Source organism: uncultured Albimonas sp. (assembly GCF_963977235.1).
In the GTDB taxonomy this organism is placed as follows: Bacteria; Pseudomonadota; Alphaproteobacteria; order Rhodobacterales; family Rhodobacteraceae; genus Albimonas.
On sequence record NZ_CAXBOD010000015.1, the window covers coordinates 62,861 to 82,315 of the forward strand.

The following is a 19,455-nucleotide window of genomic DNA, read 5'->3' on the forward strand; positions in this document are numbered from 1 at the left end:
GAGCGGCTCCCGGACCGATGACGGTTTCGGGAGCCTCGCTTGCACAAGGCGCCGGGGCGCGGCTAGGGTCGCGCCCGGTAACGCAAGAACTATGAGATGGAGCAGCGCGTGAGGCGGGTCGTTGTCACCGGCTTGGGCTTGCTGACGCCGCTTGGCTGCGGTGTCGAGGAGACCTGGTCGCGTCTGGTCGCGGGGAAATCCGGCGCCGGTAAGATCAAGTATTTCGATGCCAGCCACCTGCCGGCCCAGATCGCCTGCGAGATTCCGTTGGGCGACGGCTCCGATGGCACGTGGAATCCCGATGACTGGGTGCCCGCGAAGGACCGTCGGAAGGTCGATCGCTTCATCACCTACGCGATGACCGCCGCCGAGCAGGCGGTGACCGATGCAGGCTGGAAGCCCGAGGACGAGGAGGAGCGCAAGCGCACCGGCGTCCTGATCGGCTCCGGCATCGGCGGCGTGGAAAGCATCGCCGAAGCGGCGCTGACCCTGCGAGACAAGGGCCCCCGGCGGATCTCGCCGTTCTTCATTCCGGGCGCTCTGATCAATCTCTGCGCGGGCCAGGTCTCGATCCGCTATGGTTTCAAGGGCCCGAACCACGCGGTGGTGACGGCCTGTTCGACCGGCGCGCACGCCATCGGCGATGCGGCCCGGCTGATCCGCTATGGCGACGCCGACGTGATGGTCGCCGGCGGCTCCGAAAGCCCGGTCTGCGAGATCGGGGTGGCCGGGTTCTGCGCCTGCAAGGCGCTGTCGACCGGTTTCAACGACACGCCCGAGAAGGCCTCGCGCCCCTATGACAAGGACCGCGACGGGTTCGTCATGGGCGAAGGCGCCGGGATCGTGGTGCTCGAGGAATACGAGCACGCCAAGGCCCGAGGCGCGAAGATCTATGCCGAGGTGCTGGGCTACGGCCTGTCGGGCGACGCCTACCACATCACCTCGCCGTCTCCGGACGGGGATGGGGGATACCGCTCGATGGCCGCGGCGCTGTCGAACGCGGGGCTGACCGCGAAGGACATCGATTACGTCAACGCGCACGGGACCTCGACGCCGCTGGGCGACGAGATCGAGTTGGGCGCGGTGACCCGTCTGCTGGGCGACCATGCCTCGAAGGTGACGATGAGCTCGACCAAGTCGGCGATCGGACATCTGCTGGGCGCGGCCGGCGCGGTCGAGGCGATCTTCTGCGCGCTGGCGATCCGCGACCAGGTCGCGCCGCCGACGCTGAACCTCGACAACCCCTCGGTCGCGACCGAGATCGACCTCGCCCCCGGCGAGGCGCGCAAGCGAGAGATCAAGGTGGCGCTGTCGAACTCCTTCGGCTTTGGCGGCACCAACGCCTCGCTGATCCTCGGGCGGATGGACTGAGCGCGATATGCGCCATGTCGCGGCGAACGCGCTGACGATCCTCATTGTTCTGGGCGTGATCCTTGCAGGGGTCATCGGCTGGGGCGTGAACCAGTGGACCGGCGAGGGCCCCGCGCAGGAGCCGGTCCAGGTGATGGTGCCCTCGGGCGCCAACCTGACCCGCACATCGCAGATCCTGGAAGAGGCGGGCGTCATCACGGACGCGCGCATCTTTCGGCTGGGCGCGCGCTACGAGAAGCTCGGCTCCAGTATTCAGGCGGGCGAGTTCATGCTGCCGGCCGGGATCTCGATGCACGACGCCATGCGCTGCGTGGTCGACCAGAGCACCTGCGAGCGGGTGGTCTACCGGATCACGGTGGTCGAGGGTTCGACCGTCTGGCAGGTGATGCAGCAGGTCGAGGCGATGGACGTCCTGACCGGCGAGGTCGCCGAAACGCCCGCCGAGGGCACGCTGGCCCCCGAGACCTACCAGGTGAACCGCGGCGACACGCGCCAGGCGCTGATCACCCGGATGCAGGCCGCGCAGGCGCGGATCCTGGACGAGGCCTGGGCGAACCGGGCCGACGATCTTCCGATCTCGAACAAGGCAGAGGCGCTGATCCTCGCCTCGCTGATCGAGAAGGAGACCGGCGTGGCGGAGGAGCGCGGGGCGGTGGCCTCGGTGTTCGAGAACCGGCTCAAGCGGCGGATGAAGCTGCAGACCGACCCGACGGTGATCTATGGCGTGACCGAGGGCAAGGCGCCCCTGGGCCGCGGCCTGCGGCGCAGCGAGCTGGACAGGCCGACGCCCTGGAACACCTACATCATCCCCGCGCTGCCGGAGACTCCGATCGCCAACCCGGGCCGCGCCTCGATCGAGGCGGCCGTGAACCCTGAAGAGACCGACTTCCTGTATTTCGTGGCGGACGGGACCGGCGGGCACGCCTTTGCGCGGACCCTGGCGGAACACAATCGCAACGTCGCCAAGTGGCGCCAGATCGAGCGGCAACGCGGCGCCGGGGACTGAACAGGCGAAAGGCGTGCAACCCTGAATTTAGCGATTGACATCGCGAACGCTCTAGGGTAGAAGAAGAGCACGCTGGGACAAGCAGGCGAACAGAGCTCCCGACCAAACGGTCGCGGGGCTCTTTTTCGTTGCGGGCGGAACAGGGTCGGCGAGGGAGACCCGATGAACCGCGATGACCATGCGCCCGATCCCCTGGGCGATCTCCAGACCGCGCACCGGACATTCCTGCGGCTCCATGGGCTGCTGCTGAGGCGGATCGATCAGTTCGCCCTGGCGATGGAAGAGACGGCGGCGCCCGAGGAGGGCGAGGACGGGGCCAGGGCGAAGAAGATGGCGGAGGAGATCACGCGTCTCCAGGCCGCCATCGCCACGCTTTGCAGATGCGAGGACAGGCTTGTCGCCGATATCGAAAAGCGAGGACGTCGGAATGACGGGGACGTGGACCTCGACGCCGCCCGACGGGAGATCCTGGGCGAGCTGGCTCGCCTCTCTGGACGAGAGTGAACGGCAGATCTTCGTCGAGGGGTTGAGCGACGGCGCGGTCGAGGCGATGCGCTGGACTTTCGAGGTCTGGCGCCTGGCCGGTCATCAGGCGCCGCCGCCCGGAGGGTGGCGGACGTGGGTGATCCTGGGGGGGCGCGGCGCGGGCAAGACCCGCGCCGGAGCCGAGTGGGTGCGCTCGCTGGTCGAAGGGGGGACGCCGCTGTCGGGCGGGGCGCGATCGCGCCTTGCGCTGGTGGGGGAGACCTTCGACCAGGTGCGCGAGGTGATGATCGAGGGGCCCTCGGGGATCCGGGCCTGCTCGCCGCCTGACCGGAGACCGGAGTGGGTGGCGACGCGCCGGCTGCTGCGTTGGCCCAACGGGGCGGAGGCGCAGGCCTTCTCGGCGAGCCAGCCGGAGGCGCTGCGCGGGCCCCAGTTCGACGCCGCCTGGTGCGACGAGCTGGCGAAGTGGCGGCGCGGGGCGGCGACCTGGGACAATCTTGGCCTGGGGCTGAGGCTGGGGGAAGCGCCCCAGGCGCTGGTCACGACCACGCCGCGGCGCACGCCGCTGCTCAAGCAGCTGCTGGAGGCCGATGACACGGTGGTGACCCGCGCGCCGACCGCGGCGAACGCGGCCAACCTGGCGCCGGAATTCCTGACCGCGATGGAGCGGCAGTTCGGCGCCACCAGCTTCGCCCGGCAGGAGCTTGGGGGCGAACTGCTGGACGATGACGAGGGGGCGCTATGGTCGCGCCGCGCTCTGGATGAGCTGCGGGCAAGCGAGGCGCCCCCTCTGGTGCGGATCGTGGTGGCGGTGGACCCGGCCACGACCTCGGGGGCCTCGGCGGACAGCTGCGGCATGGTCGTGGCCGGGCTCTGCGAGGCCGGCGTGGTCTGGGTGCTGGCGGACCTGACAGTGCAGGGGGCCGCGCCGCTTGCCTGGGCGCGACGAGCCGTCGACGCCTATCATGAGTGGCAGGCCGACCGGGTGGTGGCCGAGGTGAACCAGGGCGGCGAGATGGTCGAGGCCCTGATCCGCCAGGTCGATCCGGAGGTGGCCTATGCGGCGGTCACGGCCTCGCGCGGCAAGCATGCGCGGGCCGAGCCGGTGGCGATGGCCTACGAGCGCGGCCGTGTCCGTCATGTCGGGAGCTTTCCGAAGCTCGAGGACCAGATGTGCGCCTTCGGGCCCCGGCGCGATCCGCGCGAGGGCAGTCCGGACCGGGTCGACGCCCTGGTCTGGGCGGTGACCGAACTGCGCAAGGGCGAAGATCGCCGCCCCCGGGCGCGGCGTCTGTGAGGCGAGCCTTCGGGCGACCTCCGAGGCGCGCTTCCGCGCCGGGCAATAGCTGACAAGCAAGGGAGAAGGCCGATGGCTTTCAATTGGTTGCGAAGCGCGGCCGAGACCTCGCCTGCGCGCCAGGCGGCGGCGCCGACGGAGGCCAAGGCCTCGGCCGTCGGCGCGGCGGTGGCCTGGGCGACGACGGGGCGAGCGGCCTGGTCGCCGCGCGATGCGGTCAGCCTGGCGCGCAACGGCTTCGGTCGGAACGTGATCGGCTTCCGCTGCGTGCGCATGGTGGCCGAGGCGGCGGCGGCGGTGCCGATGATCCTCTCTGACGGCGAGCGCCGGCTGGACCTGCACCCGGCCGCCCGGCTGCTGGAGCGGCCGAACCCCGGCCAGGTCCGCGCCGCCTTTCTGGAGGGCGTCTACGGGCATCTGCTGCTGTCGGGCGACGCCTTCGTGGAAGCGGCGGGGATGCTGGCCTCGGGCCTGCCGGCGGAGCTGTACGCGCTGCGACCGGACCGGATCCGGGTGATCCCCGGGCCCGACGGCTGGCCGGAGGCGTATGAGTACGCCGTCGGCGGCAAGAAGGTGCGCTTCGACATGGGGCCCGAAGCGCAGCCGATCCTGCACCTGAAGACGTTCCATCCGCTCGACGATCACTACGGAATGTCGCCGATGGAGGCGGCTGCGGCCTCGGTCGACATCCACAACTCGGCTGGGGGCTGGTCGAAGGCGCTGCTCGACAACGCGGCCCGACCCTCGGGGGCGATCGTCTACCGGGCGGCCGATGGCGGCACGATGACCGAGAGTCAGTATCGCCGCCTGGTCGACGAACTGGAGGAGAACCACCAGGGCGCGCGCAACGCCGGGCGGCCGATGCTGCTGGAGGGCGGGCTCGACTGGAAGCCGATGGGGTTCAGCCCCTCGGACATGGAGTTCCTGCAGACCAAGACGGCGGCGGCGCGCGACATCGCCATCGCCTTCGGGGTGCCGCCGATGCTGCTGGGGATCCCGGGCGACGCGACCTATGCGAACTATCAGGAGGCCAACCGCGCCTTCTATCGCCAGACGGTGCTGCCGCTGGTGAGCAAGGTGGCCGCGGGCTTCGCGGCCTGGCTGTCGGCGCAGGCGGGGGAGGCGATCGTGCTCAAGCCCGATCTCGACGCCCTGCCGGCGCTGGCGCCCGAACGCGAGGCGCTGTGGCGGCGGGTCACCGAGGCCGACTTCCTGAGCGAGGACGAGAAGCGCGCCATGCTGGGGCTGCCCCCGGGCGGGCCGCGATGAACCGGAGCTCGCTGAGGTCCCAGGGCTCTGGGTCCCGCTACCTCTACGAGCCCTTCGACAGCGCCCACGCCCGGATCGAGGCCCTGGAGCGGGTGCTGGACGAACGCTGGGCGGCGCTTGAGCTGTCTCTCAAGAAGATCGATGAAACTGTTGATCGGCTTGAGAAACGCCTTTGGGTGGCAGTGTTCGGCGTGGCCACGGCCATGCTGGGGCAGCTGGTCTCGGTCGTGATGGACGGCCGGTTTCATCCCTGAGGGGGTTCTCAGATGAACTACGGATCGAACTCCGGCCGGCAAGAGACTGGCCTGGAGACAAAATTCGTCGCCTTCGATCAGGTGGCGACAGTGGCCGATGACGGGCGGATCGAGGGGTACGCCTCGTTGTTCGGGGTCGCGGACGCCTCCGGCGATGTGGTCGAGGAAGGCGCTTTCGCCGCCAGCCTGCGACGCATGCGGGAGGCGTCCCGCTCGGTGAAGCTGCTGTGGCAGCACGATCCGGGCGAGCCGATCGGCGTCTGGGATCTGGTGCGCGAGGACGAGCGCGGGCTGCGGGTTTCGGGCCGGCTGATGACCGAGGTGCGGCGGGGCGCGGAAGCGCTGGCGCTGTTGCGTGCGGGGGCGGTGGACGGCCTGTCCATCGGCTATCGCGCGGTGAAGGCGGGACGGTCGCCGCACGGCGGCCGCTCGCTGCTGGAGGTGGAGCTTTGGGAAGTCTCGCTGGTGACGTTCCCGATGCTCCCCGAGGCGCGTGCGTCGGCGGCCGTGGCCGACGCGGAAGAGGATGCGTTCGAGGCCGCCCTGGCCGAGGCGCTGAGCGAGGCGCGGGGCCGCTAGAGCGGCGCATCGCGGCGAACCTGACGATCTATGGATGAAGGAATATCCAGGATGAAGGACATGGGCCACGGCCTCGAGGCCAAGTCGGCGGTTGCGGGATTCCTCAAGGAATTCGGCTCTTTCCAGGATGAAGTGAAGGCGCGGATGCGCGCCCAGGACGATCGGCTGGAGCAGATCGACCGCAAGGCGGCCTCGGTCGGCTCGCGACCGGCGCTGAGCCGGTCCTCGGATGCGGAGGCGCCGCATCGCAAGGCGCTGTCGGCCTACCTGCGCACCGGCGACGACGACGCCCTGCGTGGGGTGCAGATCGAGCGCAAGGGGCTGTCGACCTCGGTCAACGCCGAAGGCGGCTACCTGGTCGATCCGCAGACCGCGGCCCGCATCCAGGGAGTGCTGAGCGGGGCCGGTTCGATCCGCTCGATCGCCAACGTGGTGCAGGTGGAATCGAACGCCTTCGACGTGCTGGTCGATCACGAGGACTTCGGCCACGGCTGGTCCACGGAGACCGGCTCGGTCGCGGAAAGCTCGACGCCCACCATCGAGCGCGTCTCGATCCCGCTGCATGAGCTCTCGGCGCTGCCGAAAGCCTCCCAGCGGCTTCTGGACGACAGCGCCTTCGACATCGAGGGCTGGCTGGCCGATCGCATCGCCGACAAGTTCGCTCGCGCCGAGAGCGCCGCGTTCGTGAATGGCGACGGCGGCGATCAGCCGACCGGGATCCTCGACTACGCTTCGGTGCAGGAGGGGACCGGGACCTGGGGGCAGCTCGAGCATGTGGTGACCGGGCAGGCGGGCGATTTCAACTCGCTGAACCCGGCCGATGCGATCGTCGACCTGGTGTATGCGCTGGGCGCCCGCTACCGCGCCAAGGCGAGCTTCGTGATGAACTCGAAGACCGCCGGCGCCGTGCGCAAGATGAAGGACGCGGACGGCCGCTTCCTCTGGTCGGACGGGCTGGCGGCTGGCGAGCCCGCGCGGCTGATGGGGTATCCGGTGCTGATCTGCGAGGACATGCCGGACATCGCGTCGGACTCCCGCTCTATCGCCTTCGGCGACTTTGCGGCCGGCTACACCATCGCCGAGCGTCCCGACCTTCGCGTGCTGCGCGATCCGTTCTCGGCCAAGCCCCACGTGCTGTTCTATGCCACCAAGCGCGTGGGCGGCGACGTGACCGACTTCTCGGCGATCAAGCTGCTGAAGTTCTCGGCCTCCTGAGGCCTGTGATCCGCGGCCCGGTTTCCTGACCCGGGCCGCGGAGGTCGGGCCCTGCGGGGCCGGCCAGACGCCTTCGCGTGATACGCCCGCGTCCTGCTTCCCCACGTGATCGGGCCTGCGCGGAGGCGTCGCTTTTTCAATGAATTCAGATGGGTCGCAGGCGCGCCTGAGAAGGCGTGCGAGCCTGCGCTGAGGGCGGGACCATGACCGAATACGTGACCAAGGCGCCGGCCGAGGAGCGGCCCTTCGCCGTGCTTTATGCCGATCTCGCGCCCGGCGAGACGGTGATCGAGGACCTGGGCTGGACCGTCGTTCCCGACGAGATGGACGCGCTGGCGCTGGCGGTCGCGTCCTCGACGCAGGCCGGGGCGACGGCGACTGCGGTGCTGACGGGCGGGCGGCCCGGGCACCTCTACCACGTCGCCAACCGCGTGCGCACCAGCGAGGCGCGGGTGCTGACCCGCGGCGTCCTGGTCCGCGTGACGGCCGGCTGAGGAGGATCGAGAATGCTGAGCGAACTAGAGCCGGCCCCCTGGGCGCCGATCCCCCTGGCGGAGCTGGCGGCCCACCTTCGGCTGCCCGAGGGCATGGAGGTCCATGAGCGGGGGGCGCTCGATCTCTACGCCCGCGCGGCCGGGGCGGTCGTGGAAGGAATGACCGGCAAGGCGTTGATCGCGCGCAAGTTCACCTGGACCGTGACGCGCTGGCGCGACGCGTTCGAGGCGCCGATGCCGGTGGCGCCCGTGTCGTGGATCAACGCAGTCACGCTGCTGGACGCCGAGGGCGGATGGCAGACGGCCGATCCCTCGACCTACCGGCTGATCCCCTCGGCGCATCGACCGCGGCTGGCCGGCGCCCGGGGACGGGCGCTGCCTGCGGTTCCGACCGACGGGCGGATCGAGGTCGAGCTGACCGCCGGCTACGGCGAGGACTGGAACGCGGTTCCGGCCGATCTGCGCCAGGCCGTGATGCTGCTGGCGGCGCAGTACTACGAGCAGCGCCAGATCTCGGCGGATCCGGTGCGCGAGACACCTTACGGGGTCGAGGCGCTGGTCGCCCGCCACCGGGAGATCCGGCTGTGAGGCCCCATCAGCCCTTCGCGCCGCTGCTGAACCGCAAGCTGGCGCTGGAGGAGGAGGTCCGCAGCCCGGATGGGGCCGGCGGCTGGGGCCGTTCCTGGTCGCGGGTAACAAGCTTCTGGGCCTCGTTGGAGGCGCGCTCGGCCGCCGAGGGCGAAGAGCGGGGGCGGGAGCGATCCCGGGTTCGCTGGCGGATCCTGGTTCGCTCGGTTCCGGTCGGCTCGGATCTGCGGCCGCGGGCCGATCAGCGGTTCCGCGAGGGTGACCGGCTGTTCCGGATCACCGACGTGGCTGAGGCGGATCCGCGGGGCCGGTTTCTCGCTTGCTGGGCGGAAGAGGAGGCGATGCAATGAGTTATCGCGCGTCCTTCGCATTGCAGGAGGCGATCTATGCCGCGCTGACCGACTCGGCTCCGCTGGCGACGCTGGTGGGCGACCGGATCTACGACGCGGCGCCCCATGCGGAAGCTCCGGATGCCTCGGCGGGGGTCTTCGTGACGATTGGCGACGAGCGGGTCGCCAACTGGTCGGCGCAGGGATTGTCCGGTGCGATCCATGACTTCGAGGTCACGGTTCACGGCTCTGACGAAGGCTTCGCGGCGGCCAAGGTCGCGGCGGAGGCGGTGAGCGCGGCGCTGCTCGGGCCGTTGCCGACGCTGTCGCAGGGTCGGGTCGCCACGGCGGATTTCCGAGGCGCGCGCGCACGACGCGAGCGGACGGGCGGGCGCGCCATCGAGCTGCGCTTTCGCTTCAGGATCGAGACTTAAACTCAAGAGAGGGCGCGAGAAATGGCAGCTCAGAGTGGCAAGGATCTGCTGCTGAAGGTGGATACCGGAAACGGCTATGTGACGGTTGCGGGGCTTCGCGCCACGCGCATCGCCTTCAATGCGCAGACGGTGGACGTCACGCATATCGGTTCGGCGGGGCGGTGGCGGGAGCTGCTGGCCGGGGCCGGGCTGCGCTCGGCCTCGATCTCGGGCTCGGGCGTGTTCCTGGACGAGGCGACCGACGCGACGCTGCGCCAGGCGTTTTTCGACGGCACGGCGCCGGAGTTTCAGGTGGTGGTTCCGGACTTCGGGACGCTCGAGGGGCGCTTCCAGATCACGGCGCTCGAGTACTCCGGGCCGCACGACGGCGAGGCGGTGTACGAGATCTCGCTGGCATCGTCCGGCGCGCTGAGCTTCGCGGCGGTCTGAGATGGCCAATCCGGCGCGGGGAGAGGCGGAGGTCGTCGTCGAGGGCGAGGCGCGCGCGATGCGGCTGACGCTGGGCGCGTTGGCGGAGCTGGAGACGCGGCTGGACGCGAAGGGTCTGCCAGGGCTGGTCGCCCGCTTCGAAGGGGGCGAGTTCGGCGCGGCGGACCTGGTGGCGCTGCTGGGTGCGGGACTGCGGGGCGGCGGCCTCGCGGTTTCGGACGCCCAGGTGGCGCAGATGAGCTTCGAGGGGGGCGCTGGTGAAGCGGCGCGGGCGGCGGCACGCCTGCTGGCCGCCACCTTCGCCCCCCTGGGCGGGGGCGGGTGACCCATGGACTGGCCGGCGATGATGCGCTTCGGCCTGGGGGTCCTGCGGCTGACGCCGCGGGACTTCTGGGAGATGACCCCGCGCGAGTTCCTGGCGGCCTCGGAGCCCTTTCTGGGCGAAGGGGGCGCTCCGATGGGGCGCGCGGAGCTCGAACGGCTGAGGGCGCGGTTCCCTGACGTGACGCAGGAGGCGAACGGATGAGCGACTACACCGACGGCGATCTCTCCGGCGCGCTGCGCGAGTTCGGCGCGGCGGGCGAGGAGGCCCAGGGCCTGGCCCAGGGCGTAGCCGAGGAAATGGCCCGTCTGCGCGGCGAGATGCACGAGACCTCGCGCGAGGCGCAGGGGCTGGCCGGGGCGATCTCGGGGTCGCTTCGCTCGGCCTTCGATCGGATGATCACGGGGGGCGCGGGCGCCTCGGACGTGATGCGGCGGCTGGGGTCGGACCTGGCCGGGCGGACCTTCGATGCGGCGATCCGGCCGGTGCACGGGGCGCTGAGCTCTGCGCTCACGTCGGGAATATCGGGCCTGCTGGGGGGTGTCGCGCCGTTCGCGGCGGGGGGCGCGTTCTCCGGCGGGCGGCTGAGGGCCTTTGCGGGGGGCGGCGTGGTCGAGGGGCCGACGCTGTTCGGGATGCGGGGCGGGACCGGGCTGATGGGCGAGGCAGGTCCCGAGGCGATCCTGCCCCTGCAGCGCGGCGCCGACGGTCGCCTGGGGGTGGCTGCGGGCGGCGGGGGCGGCCGCTCGGTCAACGTGACGGTCAACGTGTCCACACCGAACGTGGCGGGATTCGACAAGTCCCGCAGCCAGGTCGCCTCGCAGGTGGCCCGGGCCGTGAGGCTGGGGATGCGCAACGGGTGACGCGGGCCAGGATGGCCGGGCGTGCAGACAGGAGGCGGAGATGGCCTTTCACGAGGTGAGGTTTCCAGATGCGCTGTCGGTCGGCTCGACCGGCGGGCCGATGCGGCGCACCGAGATCGTGACGCTGGCGAACGGCTTCGAGAAGCGCAACACGAACTGGGCCGAGTCCCGGCGCAGCTACGACGCGGGCGTCGGGGTCTCGAGCCTCGACGCCCTGCAGGAGGTGGTGGCCTTCTTTGAGGCGCGTCGCGGGCAGTTGCACGCCTTCCGATGGAAGGACTGGCTGGACTTCAAGTCCTGCGGGCCCTCGGAGACGCCGTCGGCTGGCGACCAGCTGATCGGGACCGGCGACGGGAGCACGACGGTGTTCCAGTTGATCAAGCGCTACGAAGCTGCGGCGAACCCCTATGTTCGCACCATCCACAAACCTGTGACGGGGACCACGAAGGTCGCCGTGGACGGGGTCGAGCAGGTGCTGGCCGCCGACTTCGTGGTCGCCGACGCGACCGGGGAGGTCAGTTTCGTGGTTCCGCCCGCTGCGGGTCAGGCGATCACCGCGGGCTTCGAGTTCGATGTGCCGGCGCGCTTTGACACCGACCGGATCGTGTGGAGCCTGACCGCCCTCGAGGCGGGCGAGATCCCCTCGATCCCCGTGGTCGAGGTGCGGGTCTGATGCGCGCGCTGGACGAGGATCTTGCAAAGCACCTCGCGGAGGAGACGACGACCCTCTGCCGGTGCTGGGTGGTCAAGCGGACCGACGGGGTCGAGCTGGGCTTCACCGACCACGACCTGCCGCTGCGGTTCGGGGGCGTGGACTTCGAGCCGGAGACCGGGTTCGAGGGCACGCAGGCCGAGAGCTCGCTGGGGCTTGCGGTCGACAACCAGGAAACGATGGGCGCGCTGCGGTCCGAGGCGATCCGGGAGGAGGACATCCTGCTGGGCCTCTATGACGGCGCCGAGGTGACGCGCTGGGTGGTGAACTTCGCCGACACCGACGAGCGCGCGAAGCTGTCGGTCGGCGTGGTGGGCGAGATCCGGCGGGGCGATCTGGCGTTCGAGCTGGAGATCCTCGGCCGGTCGGAGGCGCTGAACCGGCCGATCGGGCGGGTGTTCCAAAGGTCTTGCGACGCTGAGGTCGGGGATGCGCGTTGCGGGGTCGAGCTGGACGGCGCCTTTCGCAAGGCCGGCGAGGTGCTGAGTTTGCAGGATGCGCGGCGCTTCTCGGTCGAGGGGAATGCGGCGGAGAGCCCGGCGGGCTGGTTCGACCATGGCAAGGTCGAGTGGACCTCGGGCGCGAACGAGGGGCGCGTGGTCGCGATCCGACGCTTCTATGCGCAGTCGGGGCTTATGGTGGTGGACCTGTGGAACACGCCGGCCGCGCCGATCCAGGCGGGGGACGGGTTCCGGCTGGTCGCGGGGTGCAACAAGACCGCGTCGACCTGCAAGGCGAAGTTCGCCAACTTCCTCAACTTCCGGGGGTTTCCGCTGATGCCGGGCGAGGATTGGACGACGGCCTATCCGCGTTCGGACGAGGTGCACGACGGAGGCTCGCTGTTCCATGGCTGACGCGCGGCGGGCGGCGATCGTCGCCGCGGCGCAGGGTTGGCTGGGCACGCCCTATCGCCACCAGGCGAGCGCCAAGGGCGCGGGCGCCGACTGCCTGGGTCTGGTGCGCGGCGTCTGGCGCGAGGTGCTCGGCGAGGAGCCAGAGACGCCGCCCGCCTACTCGCCCGACTGGATGGAGGCGAGCCGGGAGGAGCGCCTCTTCGACGCCTGTCGGCGGCTGATGCGCGCGATCCCGGTCGCTCAGGCCGGGCCCGGCGACGTTCTGCTGTTCCGCATGCGCACGCAGGGGCCGGCCAAGCACCTGGGCATCCTGGTCGAAACCGGGGGGGACGAGCCCCGCATGATCCACGCCTACTCGGGGCGCGGGGTCGTGGGTTCGTCCCTCGGACTTTCCTGGCGGCGGCGCATCGCGGCGGCCTTCAGCTTTCCGGAGTGATCCATGGCGACTTTGGTTCTGGCCGCCGCGGGCGCCGCCGCTGGCGGCGCCATCGGAGGCGGCATCGCCGGTGTCAGCGCGGTTGCGCTGGGGCAGGCCGCGGGCGCGGTCGTCGGCGGACTGATCGACCAGAAGATCCTGGGCGGCGGCGGCCGCGCGGTGGAGCGGGGACGCGCCTCGACCCTGCGGGTGCAGGCGGCCAACGAGGGCGCGCCGATCTCGCGCGTCTATGGCCGCATGCGGGTGGCCGGCCAGGTGATCTGGTCGACCCGCTTCAAGGAGCACGTGAACCGCGAGGAGCACGGCGGCAAGGGCGGCGGCGGGGGCGGCACGACCGTCACCGAATACTCCTACACCATCAGCTTTGCCGTCGCGCTCTGCGAAGGGCCGATCACCCGCATCGGCCGCATCTGGGCCGACGGCCGCCAGATCAGCATCGACGCTCTCAACTGGCGCCTGCATCGCGGGACGCAGGGGCAGGGCCCCGATCCCGCGATCGAGGCGGTGGAGGGCGAGGGGAACACGCCGGCGTATCGCGGCCTCGCCTACATGGTGTTCGAGGACGTGCCTGTCGGGCAGTTCGGCAACCGCGTCCCGCAGATCAGCGTCGAGGTGTTCCGTCGCCCGAAGTCGCCCGCCAATGTCGAGGTCGGCGAGGAGGGCGAGCTGCGCATCCACAAGGTCGTCAAGGGCGTGACCATGATCCCCGGCTCGGGCGAGTTCGTGCTGGAGACCGAGCCGGTTCGCGAGATCCTGGGCGAGGGGCAGGAGAAGTTCCTGAACCTGAACGCCTGGTCCGACAGGACCGATGCGGTGGTGGCGCTGGATCAGCTTCTGGATGAACTGCCGGAGCTGGAGAGCGTCTCGCTCGTCGTCAGCTGGTTCGGCGACGACCTGCGCTGCGCAAGCTGCCAGGTGCGGCCGGGCGTGGAGTATTCCGACAAGGTCACGGCGCCGCATGTGTGGACCGTGAGCGGCGAGACGCGCGCCGACGCTTACCTTGTCGGGCGTGACGGAGAGGGACGGCCGATCTACGGAGGCACGCCCTCGGACGGATCGGTGGTGCGATACATCCGCGAGCTGAAGCAGCGCGGGCTGCGGGTGCTGTTCTACCCCTTCATCCTGATGGACGTGGCGCCGGGCAACGGCAAGCCCGATCCCTGGGGCGGGGGCGAGCAGGCGGCTTACCCCTGGCGCGGCCGCATCACGCAGATGCCGGCGGCGGGGCAGCCGGGCTCTCCGGATCAGACGGCAGCCGCGGAGACCGAGGTCGACGACTTCTTCGGCGACGCGCAGGCAGGAGACTTCGCGCCCTCCGGCGACACGGTGCTGTTCTCGGGCGGCGGGGGGCATCGCTATCGCCACTTCGTCCTGCACTATGCCCATCTTTGCGCGCTCGCCGGGGGCGTCGACGCGTTCTGCATCGGCTCCGAGATGCGCAGCCTGACGCAGGTGCGCTCGGCCCGGACCGTCTATCCGGCGGTCGACCGGCTGAAGACCCTGACGAGCGACGTGCGCACGGTGCTGGGGAGCGGGACGAAGATCGGCTATGCGGCCGACTGGTCGGAGTACTTCGGTCACAATCCCGGCGACGGGAGCGGCGACCGGATCTTTCACCTCGATCCGCTGTGGAGCGACCGCGACATCGATTTCGTGGGCATCGACTACTACGCGCCGCTGACCGACTGGCGCGACGGCTTCGACCACCTGGACGCCGAGATCGCGCCCACGATCTATGACCTGGACTACCTCGCCTCGCGGTTTGAAGCGGGGGAGAACTACGACTGGTACTACGCCTCCGATGAGGATCGGCGGAACCAGGTCCGTTCGCCGATCGAAGACTGGTATGGCGAGCCGTGGATCTGGCGGGCCAAGGACATCCACAACTGGTGGTCCAACTTGCACTTTGACCGGATCGGCGGGACGCCCCAGTCGGACCGCACCGCGTGGAGGCCGAAGTCGAAGCCCGTGTGGCTGACCGAGATCGGCTGCGGCGCCGTCGACAAGGGAAGCAACCAGCCCAACGTCTTCGTCGACCCGAAGAGCTCGGAGAACGGGCTGCCGCACTTCTCCTCGGGTCTGCGGGACGACCTGATCCAGCGGCGAATGATCCAGGCGATGCAGCTGCACTGGGGGAAGACCGCGAACAACCCCTGGTCGCCTCGCTACATGGGGCACATGCTCGACCTCTCGAATGTGCACGTCTGGACCTGGGACGCGCGGCCGTGGCCGGCCTTCCCCTCGCGTCCGGATTTGTGGTCGGACGGGACGAACTACGAGTACGGGCACTGGCTGAACGGGCGTGTGGCTTCGGCCTCGCTGGACCGGGTGGTGGCCGAAATCTGCGCCGAGGCCGGGCTGACCGACATCGACGTCACGGGCCTGCATGCGCTGATGGACGGCTTCGTTCAGCAGGCCACGCAGTCGCCGAGAGCGGCGCTGCAGGCGCTGATGATCGCCTACGGGTTCGATGCCTACGAGAGCGCGGGAACGCTGCGCTTCGTGATGCGGGGCATGCAGAAAGCGACCGAGCTAGACCCTTCCGAGGTGGTGGAGGACGGCGCCGGTCCGGCTCGGGACATCGAGCGGGTAAGGGCGCCCAACAACGCGGCGCTGAGGGAGGTGCGGGTCGGCTATCTGCGGACCGAAGCCTCCTACCAGGCGGGCGCGGCGGAGGTGATCAATCCGGACGGCGCCGCCGTGGGCGTCGAAGGCTCGGAACTGCCGATCGCAATGACGCGGGGGCGGGCGATCGAGATCGCCGACCGCTGGGCGCGCGAAAGCACGGTGGCCCGCGAGACCGTCAGCTTCGCCCTCGCGGGGACTCGCCTGACGCTGGAGCCGGGCGATGTGGTCCGGCTGGGCGCGGAGGGCAGTCCCGAATACCGTGTCGACCGGGTCGTGGAAGGCCTGACGCGGCTGGTCGAGGCCACGCGGATCGAGCCCTCGGTCTACCAGCCGGGCGCGCGGCCCGTCGGCGCGGACCCCGAGGCGCCGCTGGACGATCGTCCCGGCGCCGGCGTGCCGGGCTATCGACTGATGGACGTGCCCTGGGCGATCTTCGGCGGCGATCAGGACAACGGCTTCGCCGCGGTCTGGTCAACGCCGTGGCCGGGGACTGTGGGGCTCTATGCCTCCGACCGCGACGACGACTACGTTCCGGCGGGCGCGACGACCCGGCCCTCGACGGTGGCCAAGCTGCTCGGACCGCTGCCCTCCGCCCAGCCCTGGCGCTGGACGCGGGGCAACAAGGTGCAGGTGCAGATGATCTCCGGCACGCTGTCGAGCGCCGATCGGCTGGCGGTGCTGAACGGCGCCAACCTCGCCGCGCTCAGCTCTCCGCTGGGCGGTTGGGAGGTTCTGCAGTTCCGCGAGGCGGTGCTGGTGTCGCCGGGGATCTACGAGTTGTCGGGCTTCCTGCGCGGCGTTGCCGGCACCGAGACGGTGATCGGCTCGCCGACACCGGCGGGCGCGGTGATGGTCATGCTGAACCCGCGGCTGATCGGGGTGGACCTCGGCCTCGAGGGGCTGGACCTGACGCGGCACTACCGCATCGGTCCGGCCTCCGACGATCTCGGCTCGGACAGTTTCGCTCATGCGACCTGGACCTGGACCGGATCGGCCCTGAAGCCATTCGCGCCGGTGCACATCTCTGCCATGCGACAGCCGGGCGGCGACGTGTCGGTGGCGTGGATGCGGCGAGGGCGGCTCGACACTGACATCTGGCCCGCCGGGGAGACCCCGTTGTTCGAGGAAAGCGAAGCCTACCGGGTTCGGGTGCGCGCAACCAGCGGGACCGTAGTGCGGCAGACGCAGGTGAGTTCGCCGGAGTTCACCTACACGACCGCCATGCAGGCGGCCGACGGGGTGCCCGGGGCCGCGACCTTCGAGATCGCGCAGTTGTCGGCCGCCGTGGGCGCCGGCCATTTTGGGAAGGTGACGTTCGATGGCTGAGACCGCCAACCTCGACCTGCCGCTGCTGGCCGACGGCCAGGCGCGCAAGCACATCACCGTCAACGAGGCGCTGACCCGTCTCGACCACCTGGTGATGCTCGCTGTGCGCAGCCGGACTCTGGCGACGCCCCCATCCTCGCCGCTGGAGGGCCACCGCTACATCGTGCCGGTCGGCGCGTCGGGCTCCTGGGCGGGGCGCGCCACGCAGATCGCGATCGTCGTGAATGGCGGCTGGGACTTCGTCGTTCCGCTGGCCGGCTGGCGCGCCTTCGTCGAGGACGAGGGCGCCGACGTCGTCTATGCCGCGGGGGTGTGGTCCAGCCTGACGCTGCCGGCCGCGCCGTCGGGGGCGATCACGGTGGTGGAGTTCGAGCACCAGCTGGCCGCCGGCGGCGCGCAGGTGACCACCGGCAAGATCCCGGCTGGCTCCCTGGTGCTGGGTGTGACGGCGCGGGTGCAGCAGGCGATTACCGGCGTCAGCGGGTGGTCGCTGGGGGTGAGCGAGGCCGACACGCGATATGGCTCGGGGCTGGCGACCGGGGCTGGGGCGGGCATCGTCTCGGTTGTGGGCGCGCCGCTGGCCTACAGCGCGAGCATCGGGCTGCGGCTGACCCCACAGGGCGGAAACTTCACCGGCGGAAGGGTGAAGTTCAACGTTCACCGGCTGACGTTCTCTCCTCCTCCGGCGTGACGGCGAGGCGACGGGCACGTGACCAATCTCTTCACAATTGGTCATGACGCCTTGGCTTGAAACGCCGGATCGGGCAACGATCTTCCCCCAAGGCGCGCAGTCCGCGCGCGGCCCCGAGGGAGGACCGCCATGTCCGTGGCCCCGAAGGAAGACGCCCCCGCGAAGCTGGACCCGGTCTGGTCCCGCATCCGCGACGAGGCCAGGGAGATGGTAGAGGACGAGCCGCTGATCGGCAGTCTCGTCCACGCCACCGTGCTCCACCACGATCGGTTCGAGGATGCGCTGAGCTACCGGATCGCCCAGAAGCTGGCCGCGCCGGACCTGTCCGCGCTGATCCTGCAGGATGTCGCGCGCGACGTGATCCGGCAGGACAAGTCGATCGGCGCGGCGGCGCGGGCGGACGTGGTCGCGGTATATGAGCGCGATCCCGCCTGCCACCGCTATGTCCAGCCGCTGTTGTTCTTCAAGGGCTACCTCGCGATCCAGAGCTACCGGATCGCGCACTGGCTGTGGGAGAACGGTCGCCGGGACCTGGCGCTGTTCATCCAGATGCGCGCCTCGGAGGTGTTTGCCATCGATATCCATCCCAACGCCCGGGTGGGCCGCGGGATCATGATCGACCACGGGCATTCGGTGGTGATCGGCGAGACGGCGGTGCTGGGCGACAACTGCTCGCTGCTGCACGGCGTGACGCTGGGCGGCACGGGCAAGGAGGACGGCGACCGGCATCCCAAGGTCGGCCATGGCGTGCTGATCGGCGCGGGCGCCAAGATCCTGGGCAACATCTCGATCGGGCATTGCAGCCGGATCGCCGCCGGGTCGGTGGTGCTCAAGGACGTGCCGCCCTGCAAGACCGTCGCCGGCGTGCCGGCCAAGGTCGTGGGCGACGCAGGGTGCGATCAGCCCTCGCTCAGCATGGACCAGCTCATGTAAGCCCCCCCGGCGCTTCGCCGAGCGGGAACGGAAAAGGCGCGGAGGCTTCGGCCTCCGCGCCTTTTTTTCGTTTCCGGGCCTGCGCTTCAGGCGAGAAGGGCCATCGGGTTTTCCAGGCCGGCCTTCACCGCCTCGAGGAACTGCGCCCCCAGCGCGCCGTCGATCACCCGGTGGTCGACCGAGAGGGTCACCGACATCACCGTGGCCACCTTGATCTCTCCGTCGGCGTCCACGACCGGTTTCTTCACCCCCGCGCCGACCGCCAGGATCGAGCCATGGGGCGGATTGATCACCGCGTCGAAGTTCTCGATCCCGTACATGCCGAGGTTCGAGATCGCGAAGCTGCCGCCCTGGTACTCCTGCGGCTGCAGCTTGCGGTCGCGGGCCTTGCCGGCGAGCGTCTTCATCTCCCCCGACAGGGCCGAGAGCGACTTCGAGTCGGCCGAGCGCAGGACCGGCGTGATCAGCCCGCCCTCGATCGCCACGGCCACCGCCACGTCGGCGCGCGAGAACTTCAGGATCCGGTCGCCGGCCCAGACCGCGTTGCAGTCGGGCACCTGGATCAACGCCGCCGCGCAGGCCTTGATGACGAAGTCGTTGACCGAGAGCTTCACGCCGCGCTTTTCCAGCGCGCCGTTCAGCTCCGCCCGGAAGGCCATCAGCGCATCGAGATGAATGTCGCGCCGCAGGTAGAAATGCGGGATCGTCGACTTCGCCTCGGTCAGGCGCGCGGCGATGGTCCGGCGCATCCCGTCGAGCTTGACCTCCTCGAACTCCACGTCCGTGTAGAGCTTCTTGACCGCGTCCGCGCTGGCCGGTTCTGCCTTGGCGACGGGGGCGGCCTCGGGGGCCTTGTCCTGCGCCTTAGCGGCGGGGGCCTCGGCCTGAGGCTTGGCGCTCTCGACGTCGGCCTTCACGATGCGACCCTTGGGGCCGGAG

Annotated in this window: 23 protein-coding genes; 22 read left to right on the forward strand and 1 reads right to left on the reverse strand. The window is 70.2% G+C overall.

Features of this window, described 5'->3' with window-relative positions; genetic code table 11:
- Positions 1–108: 108 nt before the first annotated feature.
- The 22 genes from fabF to cysE all read left to right on the forward strand — a co-directional run bounded on the left by fabF (position 109) and on the right by cysE (position 18,516).
- Positions 109–1,371, forward strand: a complete 1,263-nt coding sequence (gene fabF, locus AAC134_RS10040) for a beta-ketoacyl-ACP synthase II (RefSeq protein ID WP_339948948.1) — start codon at positions 109–111, stop codon at positions 1,369–1,371.
- A gap of 7 nt (positions 1,372–1,378) precedes the next feature.
- Entirely contained in the window at positions 1,379–2,377 is a 999-nt protein-coding gene (mltG, locus tag AAC134_RS10045; protein ID WP_339948949.1) for an endolytic transglycosylase MltG, read from the forward strand.
- Positions 2,378–2,539: 162 nt separating this feature from the next.
- Complete coding sequence (locus AAC134_RS10050; RefSeq protein ID WP_339948950.1) at positions 2,540–2,881, forward strand: hypothetical protein; 342 nt, start codon at positions 2,540–2,542, stop codon at positions 2,879–2,881.
- The gene (locus AAC134_RS10055) at positions 2,805–4,160 is read left to right on the forward strand and encodes a terminase family protein (RefSeq protein WP_339948951.1); all 1,356 of its coding nucleotides are present in this window, start codon (positions 2,805–2,807) and stop codon (positions 4,158–4,160) included. Before AAC134_RS10050 ends, AAC134_RS10055 begins: the two co-directional genes overlap by 77 nt.
- 72 nt (positions 4,161–4,232) lie before the next feature.
- A complete protein-coding gene (locus tag AAC134_RS10060) occupies positions 4,233–5,429 on the forward strand; it encodes a phage portal protein (protein WP_339948952.1) in 1,197 nt (398 codons plus the stop codon).
- Positions 5,426–5,683 carry a hypothetical protein gene (locus AAC134_RS10065; RefSeq protein WP_092860051.1) on the forward strand — a complete coding sequence of 86 codons (258 nt, stop codon included), beginning with the start codon at positions 5,426–5,428 and terminating at the stop codon, positions 5,681–5,683. Before AAC134_RS10060 ends, AAC134_RS10065 begins: the two co-directional genes overlap by 4 nt.
- A 12-nt stretch (positions 5,684–5,695) precedes the next feature.
- Positions 5,696–6,262, forward strand: a complete 567-nt coding sequence (locus AAC134_RS10070; RefSeq protein WP_339948953.1) for an HK97 family phage prohead protease — start codon at positions 5,696–5,698, stop codon at positions 6,260–6,262.
- A gap of 51 nt (positions 6,263–6,313) precedes the next feature.
- Positions 6,314–7,477, forward strand: coding sequence for a phage major capsid protein (locus tag AAC134_RS10075; RefSeq protein WP_339948954.1), 1,164 nt, complete (start codon positions 6,314–6,316; stop codon positions 7,475–7,477).
- Positions 7,478–7,680: 203 nt separating this feature from the next.
- Positions 7,681–7,971: a hypothetical protein gene (locus AAC134_RS10080; protein WP_339948955.1), complete on the forward strand. Its 291-nt coding sequence runs from the start codon at positions 7,681–7,683 to the stop codon at positions 7,969–7,971.
- Between the two features lie 12 nt (positions 7,972–7,983).
- Positions 7,984–8,559 (forward strand): head-tail connector protein, encoded by a 576-nt coding sequence (locus AAC134_RS10085; protein WP_339948956.1) that lies wholly within the window; start codon positions 7,984–7,986, stop codon positions 8,557–8,559.
- Positions 8,556–8,909 carry a head-tail adaptor protein gene (locus AAC134_RS10090; RefSeq protein WP_339948957.1) on the forward strand — a complete coding sequence of 118 codons (354 nt, stop codon included), beginning with the start codon at positions 8,556–8,558 and terminating at the stop codon, positions 8,907–8,909. The genes AAC134_RS10085 and AAC134_RS10090 overlap by 4 nt, the downstream gene beginning before the upstream one ends.
- Positions 8,906–9,322, forward strand: a complete 417-nt coding sequence (locus AAC134_RS10095; protein ID WP_339948958.1) for a DUF3168 domain-containing protein — start codon at positions 8,906–8,908, stop codon at positions 9,320–9,322. The genes AAC134_RS10090 and AAC134_RS10095 overlap by 4 nt, the downstream gene beginning before the upstream one ends.
- A 21-nt stretch (positions 9,323–9,343) precedes the next feature.
- Entirely contained in the window at positions 9,344–9,751 is a 408-nt protein-coding gene (locus AAC134_RS10100) for a phage major tail protein, TP901-1 family (RefSeq protein WP_339948959.1), read from the forward strand.
- Between the two features lies 1 nt (position 9,752).
- Positions 9,753–10,076 (forward strand): GTA-gp10 family protein, encoded by a 324-nt coding sequence (locus AAC134_RS10105; RefSeq protein ID WP_339948960.1) that lies wholly within the window; start codon positions 9,753–9,755, stop codon positions 10,074–10,076.
- A 3-nt stretch (positions 10,077–10,079) separates the two neighbouring features.
- A complete protein-coding gene (locus tag AAC134_RS10110; protein ID WP_339948961.1) occupies positions 10,080–10,277 on the forward strand; it encodes a rcc01693 family protein in 198 nt (65 codons plus the stop codon).
- On the forward strand, positions 10,274–10,936 hold the full coding sequence (locus tag AAC134_RS10115; protein ID WP_339948962.1) for a phage tail tape measure protein: 663 nt from the start codon (positions 10,274–10,276) through the stop codon (positions 10,934–10,936). The genes AAC134_RS10110 and AAC134_RS10115 overlap by 4 nt, the downstream gene beginning before the upstream one ends.
- A 40-nt stretch (positions 10,937–10,976) precedes the next feature.
- Positions 10,977–11,609 (forward strand): DUF2460 domain-containing protein, encoded by a 633-nt coding sequence (locus AAC134_RS10120; RefSeq protein ID WP_339948963.1) that lies wholly within the window; start codon positions 10,977–10,979, stop codon positions 11,607–11,609.
- Entirely contained in the window at positions 11,609–12,502 is an 894-nt protein-coding gene (locus AAC134_RS10125) for a DUF2163 domain-containing protein (protein ID WP_339948964.1), read from the forward strand. The genes AAC134_RS10120 and AAC134_RS10125 overlap by 1 nt, the downstream gene beginning before the upstream one ends.
- Positions 12,495–12,938: an NlpC/P60 family protein gene (locus AAC134_RS10130; RefSeq protein ID WP_339948965.1), complete on the forward strand. Its 444-nt coding sequence runs from the start codon at positions 12,495–12,497 to the stop codon at positions 12,936–12,938. Before AAC134_RS10125 ends, AAC134_RS10130 begins: the two co-directional genes overlap by 8 nt.
- Before the next feature lie 3 nt (positions 12,939–12,941).
- Positions 12,942–16,892 carry a glycoside hydrolase/phage tail family protein gene (locus tag AAC134_RS10135; RefSeq protein ID WP_339948966.1) on the forward strand — a complete coding sequence of 1,317 codons (3,951 nt, stop codon included), beginning with the start codon at positions 12,942–12,944 and terminating at the stop codon, positions 16,890–16,892.
- Positions 16,885–17,583 carry a DUF2793 domain-containing protein gene (locus AAC134_RS10140; protein WP_339948967.1) on the forward strand — a complete coding sequence of 233 codons (699 nt, stop codon included), beginning with the start codon at positions 16,885–16,887 and terminating at the stop codon, positions 17,581–17,583. Before AAC134_RS10135 ends, AAC134_RS10140 begins: the two co-directional genes overlap by 8 nt.
- A gap of 129 nt (positions 17,584–17,712) precedes the next feature.
- The gene (gene cysE, locus AAC134_RS10145; protein ID WP_339948968.1) at positions 17,713–18,516 is read left to right on the forward strand and encodes a serine O-acetyltransferase; all 804 of its coding nucleotides are present in this window, start codon (positions 17,713–17,715) and stop codon (positions 18,514–18,516) included.
- An 86-nt stretch (positions 18,517–18,602) separates the two neighbouring features.
- On the opposite strand, the gene AAC134_RS10150 is transcribed toward cysE, so the two are convergent.
- The coding region (locus AAC134_RS10150) for a 2-oxo acid dehydrogenase subunit E2 (RefSeq protein ID WP_339948969.1) at positions 18,603–19,455 on the reverse strand (853 nt) is incomplete at its 5' end.